Source organism: Pseudomaricurvus alkylphenolicus, assembly GCF_011683955.1.
GTDB lineage: Bacteria > Pseudomonadota > Gammaproteobacteria > Pseudomonadales > Cellvibrionaceae > Pseudomaricurvus > Pseudomaricurvus alkylphenolicus.
Genome location: NZ_JAAQPI010000001.1, coordinates 637,404 through 652,105, shown reverse-complemented (window position 1 = coordinate 652,105; position 14,702 = coordinate 637,404). Strand labels below are relative to the sequence as shown.

At 50.5% G+C, this 14,702-nt stretch carries 11 protein-coding genes; 8 read left to right on the top strand and 3 right to left on the bottom strand.

Annotated features, from left to right (window positions below):
• Nucleotides 1-66: 66 nt before the first annotated feature.
• The 5 genes from HBA55_RS02570 to HBA55_RS02550 all read left to right on the top strand — a co-directional run bounded on the left by HBA55_RS02570 (nt 67) and on the right by HBA55_RS02550 (nt 6,671).
• Nucleotides 67-1,992, top strand: a complete 1,926-nt coding sequence (locus HBA55_RS02570) for a serine hydrolase domain-containing protein (RefSeq protein ID WP_166986611.1) — start codon at nt 67-69, stop codon at nt 1,990-1,992.
• A gap of 44 nt (nt 1,993-2,036) precedes the next feature.
• Nucleotides 2,037-2,507: a (2Fe-2S)-binding protein gene (locus HBA55_RS02565; RefSeq protein WP_166986608.1), complete on the top strand. Its 471-nt coding sequence runs from the start codon at nt 2,037-2,039 to the stop codon at nt 2,505-2,507.
• Complete coding sequence (locus tag HBA55_RS02560; protein WP_166986605.1) at nt 2,504-4,651, top strand: xanthine dehydrogenase family protein molybdopterin-binding subunit; 2,148 nt, start codon at nt 2,504-2,506, stop codon at nt 4,649-4,651. Before HBA55_RS02565 ends, HBA55_RS02560 begins: the two co-directional genes overlap by 4 nt.
• Before the next feature lie 54 nt (nt 4,652-4,705).
• On the top strand, nt 4,706-5,608 hold the full coding sequence (locus HBA55_RS02555; protein WP_166986603.1) for a hypothetical protein: 903 nt from the start codon (nt 4,706-4,708) through the stop codon (nt 5,606-5,608).
• A gap of 61 nt (nt 5,609-5,669) precedes the next feature.
• The gene (locus HBA55_RS02550; protein WP_166986600.1) at nt 5,670-6,671 is read left to right on the top strand and encodes a dipeptidase; all 1,002 of its coding nucleotides are present in this window, start codon (nt 5,670-5,672) and stop codon (nt 6,669-6,671) included.
• An 80-nt stretch (nt 6,672-6,751) separates the two neighbouring features.
• On the opposite strand, the gene HBA55_RS02545 is transcribed toward HBA55_RS02550, so the two are convergent.
• Complete coding sequence (locus tag HBA55_RS02545; protein WP_166986597.1) at nt 6,752-7,678, bottom strand: LysR substrate-binding domain-containing protein; 927 nt, start codon at nt 7,676-7,678, stop codon at nt 6,752-6,754.
• 192 nt (nt 7,679-7,870) lie between these two features.
• On the opposite strand from HBA55_RS02545, the gene HBA55_RS02540 reads away from it, so the two are divergent.
• Entirely contained in the window at nt 7,871-9,541 is a 1,671-nt protein-coding gene (locus HBA55_RS02540; RefSeq protein WP_166986594.1) for an amidohydrolase family protein, read from the top strand.
• 9 nt (nt 9,542-9,550) lie between these two features.
• Here HBA55_RS02540 and HBA55_RS02535 read toward each other — a convergent pair whose 3' ends face one another.
• Nucleotides 9,551-10,795: an aromatic amino acid transport family protein gene (locus HBA55_RS02535; protein ID WP_166986591.1), complete on the bottom strand. Its 1,245-nt coding sequence runs from the start codon at nt 10,793-10,795 to the stop codon at nt 9,551-9,553.
• Between the two features lie 224 nt (nt 10,796-11,019).
• Between HBA55_RS02535 and HBA55_RS02530 the strand changes: the two genes are divergently transcribed.
• Both HBA55_RS02530 and HBA55_RS02525 read left to right on the top strand, forming a co-directional pair.
• The gene (locus tag HBA55_RS02530) at nt 11,020-12,267 is read left to right on the top strand and encodes a reductive dehalogenase (RefSeq protein ID WP_166986589.1); all 1,248 of its coding nucleotides are present in this window, start codon (nt 11,020-11,022) and stop codon (nt 12,265-12,267) included.
• 35 nt (nt 12,268-12,302) lie between these two features.
• Entirely contained in the window at nt 12,303-12,620 is a 318-nt protein-coding gene (locus tag HBA55_RS02525; protein WP_166986586.1) for a 2Fe-2S iron-sulfur cluster-binding protein, read from the top strand.
• Between the two features lie 54 nt (nt 12,621-12,674).
• On the opposite strand, the gene HBA55_RS02520 is transcribed toward HBA55_RS02525, so the two are convergent.
• Nucleotides 12,675-14,696, bottom strand: a complete 2,022-nt coding sequence (locus HBA55_RS02520) for an NADPH-dependent 2,4-dienoyl-CoA reductase (protein WP_166986583.1) — start codon at nt 14,694-14,696, stop codon at nt 12,675-12,677.
• Nucleotides 14,697-14,702: the final 6 nt, after the last annotated feature.

Below are 14,702 nucleotides of genomic sequence, written 5' to 3'. Positions count from 1 at the left end.
GGCAATAGCCTTTCATGTATTGGCACTGGCCATTACTGGATCTAACCTTAGCGGGAGAGTGTTGGTTTGAACGCGATTAAGACAGCTGTGATGGCCATTCTATGGCTTGTATGTGCAGGCAATGCGATGGCGCAGGCTAAGTTGGATGCGCAGGGTGTTGAAGCCTGGGCCGATGAAGTCCTCGGCAAAGCTTTTGCGGACAGGCGTTTCTCGGGGGCTGTTGTTTCCATTGTTCAGGATGGTGAACTGCTGCTTGCCAAGGGTTATGGATACGCGGACTATGCAAAGGAGGCTCCAATCATTCCCTCAGAAACATTGTTTCGAATAGGTTCAATTTCAAAGACGTTTACCGGTACCGCTATTGTGCAATTACTTGAACGTGGGTTGATCAAGAGTCTTGACGAGCCGGCGAACAACTATTTGCAGCGGTTTCAGCTGCCGATGAATGCCGATAGACAGATCACAATATGGGATTTATTGACTCACAGGGCCGGTTTTGAAGATAGATTCACCGGGCTGGCAGTCATGAAAGACCAGCCATTGAAGGTCTCGGGTGAGTATATTGAAAGCGTGATGCCGGCTCTTGTTCGCGCAACGGGTGAATGGGTCGTTTACGATAATTTTGGTGTCGCGGTACTAGGCATCATGATAGAGGACCTTACAGGGCTGTTGTATCAAGAATATATTCAGCGCAATATTTTTTCTCCGCTGGCAATGTCCAATAGCGGAGTCAGTGTTAATACTCAACCAGCTTCACAGTTGGGTCGCCCTTATGCGACTTTCCCCAACGGCACTTTTGAACCCATGCCTTTTCTGGGAATGCATCCCATGTTTGCAGCAACCGGGGCCATTCAGTCAACAGCTACGGATATGGCCCGTTATATGAACGCCCACCTGGATGCAGGGCGTTCCGATAGCGACACCATCCTGACTTCAGGCAGTTTCGAGTTAATGCACTCAATTCATGCCCGGATGCACCCGCTGTTGGGGGGATGGGGTGTGATATTCCCCATCCGTCAGTGGGGAGCGGAGAAATTACTGGCCCATGAAGGTGCTTGGCCGGGTTCCAACAGTAAGATGACGCTGATGATGAACAGTGGTGCGGGTATCTTTATATCGATCATGGGTGGAAAAGGCAGCAATCCCGTAGACGATACTCCCAATCCGGACTTTGAGCGCATGCCGCCGGTTGACGTGGACGTGGTAACCAATGACTTTCTAACTCGGTTTGTTGGTCAATATCGGCCGGAGGAATCGGTGTTCGCAGAAGCCGCGCCCACTGAGGATCTGTCCCGGTATGTCGGTTCGTACATGACCAATAGACGTTCTTTTTCTACCTACGAAGTTATCGACGCCATGTTTCAAACTGTCTCCGTTGCTGAAGATGGTAATGGCGGGCTCACCATGCTGGGGCTGGATGGATTCAAGGCGATTGCTCCCAAGGTGTTCTGGCGTGAGGGGAAGGAGCCTGCGCTTGTCGCCTTTATTGAGGATGGAGAAGGAATGCACCTGGTGGTTGATGGAGTTTCGCGTCACTACACTCGGCAACAGGGGGTATTGAATCTGTCGTTCCTGCTGGCGATCTTGCCGATCTGCATTATTGTGATGTTCACGGGTTTTCTCGCTGCGTTCTGGCCGGCCCGGGGGTTCAGCGCCGGTGGTAGTCGCTACCTTCCCGTATTGGCTCCGTTGTGCCTGATTACCATGGTGGCGTTCCTGCAGTTTGGCTTTGAATCGGGAGATTCACTGGACTATGTGATTGCTACTGGCCGTATTGAGCGCTTTGTTGGTCTTATCAGCGTGGCAAATCTGATGGCGATTTTGGCCGTATTGATGTTGTGTGCTTGTGTTCTGGCTTGGCGTAGTCACTATTGGGGAACGGGCAAGCGTTCAGTATTCAGGCGCATACACTTTACCTTGCTCACTACCGCGTTGATTGCACTAGTGCCGCTGTTGGACTTTGCCAATCTTCTGGGCTGGAAGCTGCCTTGAATCGAAATTGAAAGTTGCACTGCGTTCGCTGTTAGAGGAGCCATATGTCAATATCGCTAAAAATAAATGGAAGAATTCAGCTGGTCGACGCGGATGCTGATACACCGCTGCTATGGGTTATTCGAGATACCTTAAAGTTGGTGGGCACGAAATTCGGGTGCGGAATGGCTCAATGCGGAGCCTGTACTGTGCATCTGGATGGGGCCGCCATTCGATCATGTATGATCCCGGTGGCTGCTGTCGCCGGAAAGGACATTACGACTATCGAAGGGCTATCCGAGAGAGAGGAAAATAGCCTGCAGCGGGCCTGGATTGAAGAAGATGTCGTTCAGTGCGGATATTGTCAATCAGGCCAAATCATGTCGGCCGCCGCATTGCTGGCGGAAAATCCCAATCCCTCTGATGAGGCCATTGACAATGCCATGTCGGGCAATATCTGCCGTTGTGGCACCTATCCCCGAATACGCAAAGCCATTCGGCGTGCTGCGGCATATGCGGAGGATGCCAGCTTATGAGCGCAGCAAGGGGCGTTTCACGGCGAAACTTTCTGAGAAACACAGCATCCGGGGGTGGGCTACTGCTACTTGGTTTTTGTTTTAATACAAAAGCCATGGCTCGCAACCGCAGGGCTGGCGAGCCTCACAGCTTTACACCGAATGCCTATATAAAAATACTGAGTGATAACAGTATTGAACTCATGATTGGCTGTTCTGACATGGGGCAGAATGTGGTGACCGGGTTAGCCATGATTGTGGCCGAAGAGCTGGATGCAGATTTGGACAGGATATCGGTAAAAGTCGGCCCGGTTGATCCAGAATACTTCAATCCCTATGCCCGATCGATGTTGACCGGGGGATCCACCAGTACCTATGCTAACTACGACCGCCTCCGGAACGCGGGAGCCACCGCCAGAATCATGTTGATCGCGGCTGCAGCACGGCATTGGGATATCGAACCGAGTCGAATTCGCACAGAGAAATCGATCATTATTGATGCTGTCTCAGGCAACAAGTTACGCTATGGGGATCTGTCGAAACTGGCGTCCAGTATTCCGCTCCCTGACACCGTCAAGTTAAAGCCCGAGTCACGGTTTCGCTTAGTTGGTAAGGAGGTGGGGCGGATAGACTCGGAAGAGAAAATCACTGGTCGTGCACGGTATGGTATCGATGTACAACTCCCAGGACTTTGTTATGCCTGCGTACTTCATCCTCCTGTTTTTGGGGCCTCGATCGTATCTATTGACGACGCTGTCGCGGCCAGGATGCCAGGAGTGCGCAAGGTAAAGCAGATTGACTCCGGCGTTGCCGTCATAGCGGACAGCTTTTGGCGTGCGAAGAAGGCTCGCGATGCACTCAAAGTTGTTTGGGATGAAGGCGCCTGGGCGGGGACCAGTTCTGCAACGCTGGATCAGCAATACCGTGAACTGCTCAAAGACAGTGCAGCACTTGTCAAGAGTAATGGCGACAGCAAGCAAGCCTTTATGCAGGCGAGTCAGGTTCTGGATGAGACATATGAACTGCCATTCCTGGCGCACGCGTGTATGGAGCCGCTTAACTGTACGGTTCATGACCATGGCGATTGCGCGGACATATTTGTCGGTACCCAGTCGCAGAGCGGTGACCAAAAGTATGCCGCTGAGGTTCTTGGATATGCGCCCGACAAGGTCAATATTCACACCCAAGTTCTTGGGGGAGGGTTTGGTCGCCGTGCGTCGAAGACGGCGGACTTCGTTACCGAGGCGGCCCTGATCGCCAGGGGCGAGCCCTGGCCTATAAAGATGGTCTGGACCAGAGAAGATGACATGACCAGCGGTTTTTATCGACCCAAATATACTCATAGAGTTCGCGTCGCTCTGAATAAGAAAGGGGAAATAGACGCCTGGGAACATCGTGTGGTTGGTCAGCGCGTCAGTATTGGAGGCTTTGTGGATAGTGGTAAGTCGGCCGCTTTCGACTCGGCCCAAGTAGAAGGACTGGTACCGTTTCCGTACGACGTTGCTGGCCTGCGGGTCGAGGCTCGACCGTTGGTAAGCCCGGTTCCTACGCTTTGGTGGCGGTCTGTTGGGCATTCCCACACGACCTTTGCCATGGAGTCGATGGTCGACGAGGCAGCTTACGCAGCCAATGCGGATCCGGTTAACTACAGACGTAAGCTCTATCGCAAGAACCCGAGAATGTTAAAACTGCTCAATACCGTTGCGGAGATGTCGGACTGGGGTGAGGAGTTGCCTGAAGGCCAAGGTCTTGGGGTGGCTGTGCACGATGCTTATTCCTTTAAGGCGGTCTGTGCTCATGTGGCCAAAGTCAGGGTGGAAAATGGACGGTTTCGAGTGGAGAAAGTCTGGTGTGCCATCGATTGCGGCTTCGCGGTTAACCCAAATGGTGTGCGGGCGCAGATGGAGGGTTGCGTAATATTCGGACTTAATGGTCTCACAGGACAAATTACCTTTGACAAAGGGAGGGTGGTTGAGACCAATTTTCACAACTATCAAGTCTGTCGTATGAGCGATGCACCGCAAATCGAAGTAGTCATCATAAACAGCGGTGCTGAAATGGGCGGTATCGGTGAGCCCGGACTCCCTCCGATAGTGCCCGCTGTTACCAATGCGATATACGCAGCTACGGGAAAAAGGATTCGAACATTACCCGCGAGGCTCTAGTCGCACAACATTTCGCCTGGAGCACCAATATTCTTACGGCGATCAGGAGCGGATATGAAGATAACCAAACGATTACTCAGCCTGTTGTGTTCAGCGGTCTTGTCTGGTTGTGGCGGCAATGGACTTCTCAACAAAATTGAATCAAGAGTGGTTGCGACAGAAAGTCCTTTTCAAGAGCTGCAAAATATATCCACCACAGTTTCGGTTGAGCAATTTGAGTTTCAGCCAACACGCATACAGGTTGGCACGGTTTACCACTTTACGATTTCAAACCGGGACAAGTCCTACATTAAGAATATTGCACTTTATGTGGCAGACGAAAACAAGCTCGAGAGCTTCAAGATGTATCCTGGCGCCGATCATACCGTTGTTGTTGAAGCGGAAATGGACTGGGAAAAATTTTCCATCAAAAGCGTTAATCAAATTGAGATCAGCAAAGAGCTTGTCAGAACGGAAACCTTACGTATGGCTCTGAAGGAGGAACCTTCTTACCTTTATGTTTACGGAGGCAGTCGCATTCCCAGAGGGGAATACATGCCGGGGTACTTTCCCGCAACCAATCACGGCTTCGATTTCTCGGATTTGAATTTTGCCTTTCGGCATTTGAGAGATCCAAGGTCCGATGTTGAAGTCGGTGTTGCGGCGCCTGTACCCCCCGGAAAGTTGGCATACACGGGCAATATGAAAATGTTGTATGTCGGGGAGGAGTCCTACAAGGGGCGCAGTTGCTATCGGTATTCCATAAGTGGACGGGGTGTTGGCGGAAGAACCGGTTACCTTCTGGTGAATCAGCGAGGCGGTCACTTCGAATATATGGAACTTGATGCGAACTATCATCCGAAATTTGACTACTTTCGATATGAACTTTCAAGTGTTAGCCAAATGACACGCGAGCAATGGGACTCGCACGTTGAATCGGAATCCAGGCGTCACTTTAACGATCATTCGTTTGACTAAACCTTCTTCAAATCCAGTATATCGATTTCCCCAATGGGGCATTACAGGTGAGGTCGCACCCATGGACTATTGGAACATCACTTCCAGGGCTCAACATCTTCATTCAGAATCATTGGTTTGGGATAATCAGGTTTGCTTGCCTTATTCCAAGGATAACCGCTGGATGAATGAGCTTGAGCGTCATCGCAGGGCAGGTGTGGATATGGTCATTCTGAGTATAGCGGGCAATGATGGCTGTGGAATAGAAACACTGACTCGGACGGCGGCCAACTTCAGGTACTGGATAGACAGACATTCAGATAAATACCGGTTGGCCCTTGCCCCTGAGGACATTGTCGCGGCAAAGCCAGCGAACAAGTTGGCCGTTGCCTTCAGTGTGGAAAACCCGGGTGATATGAAAGGGCAGATCAGCCTTGTGAGCCTCTATTACAGTTTGGGAGTACGCTGGATGACCATGGTCTACAATCGGACTAACTGTATCGGTGGGGGGTGTCATGAAGAGGATTCAGGGCTGACCGACTTTGGGCTGCAAGTGATTAAAGAAATGGACCGCGTCGGCATGGTAAAGTGCTGTTCCCACACAGGTTACCGAACGGCTATGGACGTATTTTCGAATACTGACAAACCGACCATCTTTTCTCACTCCAATCCACTGAGCCTCCAGGATCACCCCAGAAACATTCCGGACACGCTGATCGATGCTTGCGCCGCCTCGGGAGGCGTGGTCTCTCTGAATGGTATTGGGGTCTTTCTTGGCAATAACGATACACGTCCTGCCACACTCGTTCGCCATATTGACTACGTGGTGCAGAGGGCGGGTATAGAGCATGTTGGCATCGGCATCGACTATTGTTATGGCATAGGCGAGTTACACCAGACATTGGCGGAAACACAGGATGTCTGGCCCTCTCGTTTGGGCTATGGTCCGGATATGGCGATTATGGAACCGGAAAAAATTCCCCAAATTACTGAAGAACTGCTGAAGCTCAATTACAGCGATGACAGCATACGTAAGATATTGGGTGAGAATCTGTTGCGCGTAGCGAACGAGGTCTGGCAATAGCCAACTATATGACAATACACCGAATATGTTCCCTGGTGATGCCTTCAATACTATTGCCTTCAAAACAATAATTTTAAAAGTTATGCCAATAGGGTCAAATTCGGCCGTTCATTTTCAGAAAAATACTCTTTCAATGCCTCCACAAAATTGGCGGAGGGGGAATTCGTCTGCTCTGAATCTCGAGTGACAGCGTGCCAATCAAAATGCATGCCTTTGCGAGTTAGCCTGGAGGTGGTTATCCGATGTGGTTCCTGTATCGCACTCAGGGTCCAGTTTGGTAGAAATGCTATGCCTTGCTCCTGGGAAACAAAAGCCATGACTGCTTCAGTGACTCCAGCACGAATGATTCTGCATTGGGCAGAACCCTGCGCAAGAAAACTCTCGTGCTTATATCCAAATTCAGGTTTCTCATGATGAACAACACAGGTCTGATTTACCATGTCCTGCGGCTCCAGCCAGGACTTCCTGGCCAGTGGGTGTGTAGCCGGTATCACAGCCAAAAGCTCATCCTCAAACAGACTTGTGGCGCGGAACGAACCAGCCTGCTGATCACTGGACACGATGGCCACATCTATGACACCTGTGCGCAATGCCGCTATCGGATCTAGGGATACATCAGCAACGACCGTTGTCCCAACCGTCGGATTCTGTGCCTTGAAGCGCTGTAAAAAACCGGGTAACCATGAGTAGCTGCCAAGTTGTTCTATACCCAATCGCACAACTCTCTCTATTCCGTCTGACCGATACTTAATGTCAGACTCAGCATCTTCTATGGCCTGAAGTACCGTTCTGGCGGTGTCGAGTAAACGTTTTCCCGTGTCGGTCGGGACCAGTACATTGTTTTCCCGGAAAAAGAGGCTGGTATCTAGCAGTCTTTCCGCCTCACGTATCCGGTGGCTCAGCGCTGATTGGGTGAGCCCAATACGACGCGCTGCCTCCGAAATACTTCCCGCGTCGACGACGGCCGCGATCATCTGCAAGTGACGTGTGCTGACTCTAATACTCACTGGAATTCTCCTTCCGAAGCTTTCTTACAGTCAATGTAAACCATCGGTCGATTTTTGACGATAGCCAAAATGGCCAGGCCTTGGCACATAGGGCCAAGGGGTGACCAATTTCGCAATCGTCCGAAAAAAGACAGGCGTGTAATATCCAACCAGTCTTTACCAAACAAATCAGAAACAACTCGGGGGGCGCAAATGGTCCGAATTATCTGGATAATTCTTTTCACTTATTTCGCTGTAGTTGCTTCGCGCGCGGTTGATGCCACTGAGGCGCTGGTCTATGACATAGCGATCATCGGAGGCCGGGTCATGGATCCGGAAACCAAGTTCGATGCGGTAAGAAATGTCGGCATACTCGATGGGCGCATTGCCGCTATCACCTCAGATCCAATAGGAGCTCAAGAGGTAATAGATGCGGTGGGTATGGTGGTTGCTCCGGGATTTATCGATACGCAATTTCATGGACAGGATGTATTCGCCAGCAAAATGGCATTGCGTGATGGGGTAACCACTGGGTTAGACCTGGAAGGGGGGGCTATCAATGTTGGAAGCTGGTATAAGAAGAAAGAGGGACGCTGGCAGATAAACTTCGGTGTAGCCGCTTCCTATCCGTTTGCGCGTATGGCTGTGCACGATACCGAAGTTTCTTTTCAAGTGGCAGTTGATTTTGGCAGTGGTGGCTCCCATATTGCCAAAGCAGCCGCAGACGGATTATCAGGCTGGTCCGAAAGTAGAAGTAACACCCATCAGATTAACCAGATCAGTGCACTTATCGATGAAGATTTGCGCCAGGGTGCTATTGGTGTCGGAATACCGCTTGCCTATATGGCGCGCGCTGCTTCGAGCTATGAAGTCTTCGAAGTTCAGAGGACAGCAGCACGCTATGGACGTCCGGCGTCCGTACACACACGCTTTCACCTGGATTCAAAACCCCCAACCGAATCAGCGATAGGGTTTGATGAGGTCTTTACCAATGCCGCATTGCTTGGCGCCCCTCTTTTGATTGCTCACAACAACGACTACGGCTGGGAGGAAATCGAAGAGAAGTTGCAGTTGGCCAGACTCCGGGGCATGAATATGTGGTCCGAGTACTATCCGTACGACGCCGGTTCGACAGCTGTCTCAGCCGCCTTTCTGCAACCCGCCGTTTGGGAAGAAAAGTATGGTTACAAATATGAGGACACACTATACGATCCCAAGACGGATCGTCTCCTGGACAAAAGATCTTACCAAAGCCTGGTTGAAGAGGATCCATCCAGAACCGTGGTCGTGTTTCTTCCCCCACGCCGCCAGTGGCTCCCTTACTGGCTCACCATGCCGCATATGACGGTAGCCAGTGACGGCATGCCGGGCGTCGGCGGAAACGGAAAGTTGCTGCCCTGGAATGCTGAATACACAGATTACGTGGGGCACCCCCGCAGCGCAGGAACCAGAGCCAAGGTTCTGAGGATGGGGCGAGAATACGGTGTGCCTCTAATGCATACGCTGGCGCAACTGAGCTATTGGAGTGCCAAACATTTGGGTGATGCGGGTCTGTTGTCGATGAAGGATCGAGGACGAATGCAGGTGAATAAAGTCGCTGATATTGTCGTCTTTGATCCGGATAAAGTTACAGATCACGCGGGCTTTAAGGCGGGTACCACTGGATTGCCTTCGACCGGGATTCCCTGGGTGATTGTCAATGGCATGGTCGTTGTGAACAATTCGAGAGTGCTGAGCCATGTCACTCCGGGAACAGCGATTCGTTATCCAGTTGAAGAGCAAGGGCGCTTCACATCGCTAAGTGCTGAACAGTGGGTCAGAGAATTTACAATACTTCCAGGTCGATTTGACGAGAAAGTTGATTTCTCTCATCTGCCAGATTGATCGAAACAGTTAAAGTACAGGGAGTTTTCCCAATAGCGCCAGGATTTCAAAGAGTGCCAGGGCAACTCCAAAGAAAATCAAAAAATGGATAAGTATCGAGCCTCCTCGGACCCTGAATTCACCGTTATTGAACTTCTTGCGACATTCTTTGGCTGCCAGTGCGGGAATGATAATCGCCCATAAGGTTCCCGCCAGGCCTGCTAATCCGATGGCATGCAGGAAACCATTTGGAAATATTAAACAGGCAATAGCTGGAGGAATAAAGGTGATGGCCGCCGTTTTCAGGCGCCCCGATCTACTCCAATTGAAGTCGAAAAAATCAGAAATATAGTCGAACAATCCAAGCGTTACCCCAAGGAACGATGAGGTGACTGCCATCAGCGTGAACCAATGTAGAATGGTCTTATTGTATTCACCCAACGCTGTCACGAGAGAAGCAATATTTCCCCCTTTGCCTACAATAACCTGAAACTCTGGCCTGGAAATATTTGCCATGGTCGCAAAGAGCCAAAGTGCATATGTAGCCATAGCAATCAGGGATCCGAAGAGTAAGCTGTTTCTTATTTTGATATGATCTTTTTCATAGATCTTTATCAAGCTTGGAACGGTTCCATGAAAGCCGAAAGCGGCGACAAAAAATGGAATTGCTGAGAAAATATAGGGGTAGTAACTTTCGTTGTCTTCGGTAGAAAAGAGAAGCGAAAGATCAGCGCCAAGGGTCAAATCAAAGACCAGAGATAAGAGCGATACTCCCATCCCCACAATTAATATTGTCGCGAGATTTCCCACCCGGTTTGCGCACAGAGCTACAAATATAGCCATGGATAAAGTGAAGAGTACACCTGCATGTGAAGAAGAAATCGCAAATTGAAATCTGGACTGTGCGTATTGACTGATCAAAGATCCAGAACCGCTTATATAGGCATAGGTGAGGACGTAGAGAACGAAAGTCAGGGCGATGCCATTCAGAAGATTCCAGTACTTGCCCAATAGATCTCTGATGAAGGTGTCGAAGCTGGAGCCTTCAGGATAATGAAGGTTAACCTCGGCAATCAACAGGCTGGTGTGGTACATGCAGAACCAGGTTACTATCAGGCAGAGTATGGACCAGGAAAACCACATTCCTGATGAAATCGAGGGCATTGAGAACATACCGGCTCCAACCGCTGTGCCAGCGATCAGCATCGCGCCACCGAAAGAAGACTTTGTTTGCCGACGAATACGACTTTCTCTTCCTGCTATTCCAAAAGCCATGCAAAATCCTGAGTTCTTATTATTGATTTTTTATCTTTTAAGTTATTTCGGAAATGATTATTTGGCAATGGCTCAAGGAGACAGTTATTTGCCAAAAAGGTCAATTGGGTAATTCGCTGAATTCACTTGTTTTTGCATGTAGACGGAACTAACATTTACTGCCCTCTGGACAATGTTCAAGTTACCAAACCGAAACTCTTTATCCTTTTTGACTGAGTGAAGCTATGACTAATCAGAATGAAACGAATTCCAATTTCCGGGCCATTGATGAAGAAACTGGATTCGTCATAGGTGAGGATTTCGTTCGGTTTGAACAAAAAAATGATGCCTTCAGCCGTTCAACTTGGGATGAAGAACTAAAAAGCAAAAGGGCGGAAAATTTCTTTCAGGCCTATTTAATGCCGAATGCCAAACCTAGAAAAGGCGAAGGCTATCAGCACCTGGACTACGCATTAAGGAATGCAGCTTGGCATATGGCGACCTCCCTGCGTCAATTCTCACCCGGGAGAGGCGAGGGTTTCCAGGATATGTTCACAATCCATGAACAGGGTTGGAGTGAAAAGGTAGAGGTTGGCTCATCGGAGGAGGCTGCCAAAGTCGTCAAGAATGCCGCGATTATGTTAGGAGCGGACATCGTTGGAATTGCAGACTACGATGAACGCTGGGTCTACAAAACGACTTTTCGAAGACAGACTCTGAAACCCGGTCAGAGCAATACCATACCAACGCAGACCGAGCCCGAGATCCCGGAGCATATGACCAGCTGTATTGTACTTGCGAGCGAAATGCCGTTATCACTGAACCGAACCGTGCCTTCTGCCTTGTCCGGTGGTTCCAGTGGAATTGGATATTCCAGGGATGCTTCCACCTGCATTTCGCTGGCGCAATTTATTCGCAATCTTGGCTACGAAGCTTATGCATGTATGAATGATACCGGACCGTCGATTCCCTACGCGGTGCAGGCCGGTTTGGCAGAGTACAGCCGATCAGGATTGGCCATTACGCCTGAGTTTGGTTCCCGGGTCCGATTTACACGGGTTTTTACCAACCTGCCATTGAAGGCCGATAAGCCCATTCAATTTGGAGTGAAAGAGTTCTGTGAAGTCTGTCGTAAGTGTTCTGACAGTTGCCCACCACAGGCAATTGCCAAGGAGGCTCCGAGCGCGGAGCAGATCAATGTCTCCAATACCCAAGGCCTGACCAAATGGACTACTAACGCGGAAAAGTGTTTTAAGTTCTGGTGCAGTCAGAATACAGAATGCTCTATCTGCATCAGAGTATGCCCTTATAATCGAACGTTCAATAATCGGCTTGATCGGGCCTGGCGCTGGTTAGCCGGTACCAGGCTTCGCAGGCTGGCCCTATGGGTCGATGATAAATTCAATTCTCACACGGGCAAGAAGGCGGGTTGGTGGTGGAATGAAAGAAACGCTGGCGTGAAACGCTATTCCAGTCTTTCTATCAAAAAGTAGATCAATCAGGAGATACGTCCTGGCAGGAGATAATGATGGGTACTATCTATGTAACAGACCTCGAAGGCGAGGTGCATAAATTGGCGGTTCAGTCAGGGGGCAAGCTAATGGAGGCTATTCGTGATGCGGGCTTCCCTATTGAGGCGATATGCGGTGGTGAAGGCTCCTGCGCAACTTGTCACGTGCACGTCCCGCCGGAGTGGTATGATAAGTTGCCGAAGGCAGAACAGACAGAGTTGGATTTTGTGGAAGTGGCAATGACCTATGAGCCTGGTATGTCGAGACTCAGTTGTCAGATACAATTCAACGATTCCCTTGAGGGGCTGCATATCCAGCTTACCGAAGAGGATTAATGATGCATATTCAGATCAGGGTCGACAAAAAAATCGACCCTGAACTGTTTTACGCTAGATAATGGCCGCCAGACGAGTACCCTGATCAATAGCCCGCTTGGCATCCAGCTCTGCCGCCACATCGGCGCCGCCAATCAGGTGGTATTGCTTGGTCAGTCCCTCGGCGAGTTCGCGTAGAGGATCCTGTCCTGCACAGATAATGACGTTGTCCACTGGCAGCACCTGTGACTCTCCCATAATGCTCAGGTGAAGTCCTTCGTCATCAATTTTGTGATATTCGCAATTGGAGAACATTTTGACGCCTTTTTGCTTCAAGCCGGTACGGTGAATCCAGCCAGTGGTCTTGCCGAGCCCGGCGCCAACTTTACTGGACTTGCGTTGCAGCAAAAATAATTCGCGAGGAGAGTCCTGTCTAACAGGCTGGATGCCTTGCACCCCACCACGGGCCTTTAATTCCATATCCACACCCCATTCTGCCATAAACGCGGGGATGTCCTGGCTGGTGGAAGCGCCCTCATGGGTGAGGTATTCGGAGACATCAAAGCCGATGCCGCCGGCACCAATTACCGCCACTCTCTTACCGACAGGCTTCTTGTCCCTGAGAACCTCCAGATAGTTGTGAACTTTCTGGTGATCAATACCGTCAATGGCTGGCGTGCGAGGTGAGATTCCCGTAGCAAGAATTACCGCATCAAAATCACTGTTATTCAGCATTTCCGCACTGACGCGGGTATTCAACCTGAGTTCAACTTTCGCACGAGTAATTCGGTTTTCAAAGTAACGCAGGGTTTCGTAAAACTCTTCTTTGCCCGGAACCAGCTTGGCGACATTGAATTGTCCACCAATCTGGCTGGCGGCATCAAACAGAGTGACATGGTGCCCCCGTTCCGCTGCGGTGGTAGAAAATGCCAGGCCTGCGGGGCCGGCACCAATAACGGCAATTTTCTTAAAGATGGTAGTGGGTGGGAAGTCGAGTTCGGTTTCGTGACAGGCTCGGGGGTTAACCAGACAGCTGGTGATCTTGCCGCTGAAGATATGGTCAAGGCAGGCCTGGTTACATCCGATGCAGGTGTTGATTTCTTCGCTCTTTCCCTGGGAGGCCTTGATAATAAAGTCTGGATCCGCCAGAAAGGGGCGAGCCATGGAGATCATGTCCGCGTCACCGTTCGCTAGCACCTCTTCTGCTGTTTCAGGTGTATTGATGCGGTTTGACGTTACCACGGGGATATTAAAGTGGTCTTTGAATTTTCGGGTAACCCAGGTGAAGGCGGCTCGTGGCACCTTGGTGGCAATGGTGGGGATGCGGGCTTCGTGCCAGCCGATGCCGGTGTTGATGATGGTGGCGCCGGCTTGCTCAATGGCCTTACCCAGCGCAACGATCTCGTCATAGCTGCTGCCACCTTCAACCAAGTCCAACATGGAAAGGCGGTAAATGATAATAAAATTCTCTCCGGCGGCTTCTCGGGTGCGACGTACCACTTCGACGGGAAGGCGCATGCGGTTTTCGTAGCTGCCACCCCAGTCATCATCACGCTGGTTCGTACGGGTTGTCAGAAACTGGTTCAGGAAATAGCCCTCTGAACCCATAATTTCGACACCATCGTAGCCACCGTTCTGTGCCATAATGGCGGTATCAACGATGTCTTGTATCTGTTTTTCAATCCCCTCTTCAGTTAACTCATGGGGTACATAGGGAATAATAGGCGCCTGCACAGCCGATGGGGCTACCAATTGCTTATTGTTTGCGTAGCGGCCGGTATGAAGGATCTGCAGGCAGATTTTGCTCCCGGCTTCATGGACGGCGTCTGTAACGATCCTGTGGTCCTTGGCATCGTGTTCAACGGTCGGTATGTGCCCATCATAGCTCGATGCAGATTCAGTGTTGGGGTAAAACCCTCCGGTCACAATTAAACCCACCCCGCCGCGCGCTCGCTCGGCAAAGAAAGCCGCCATACGTTGGTACCCGTTCGGAGCATCTTCCAGGCCTGTATGCATGGATCCCATCAGCACACGGTTCTTTAGGGTGGTAAATCCAAGGTCCAAGGGTTCCAGCATCTTGGGGTAGGGATTGCTCATAATTAA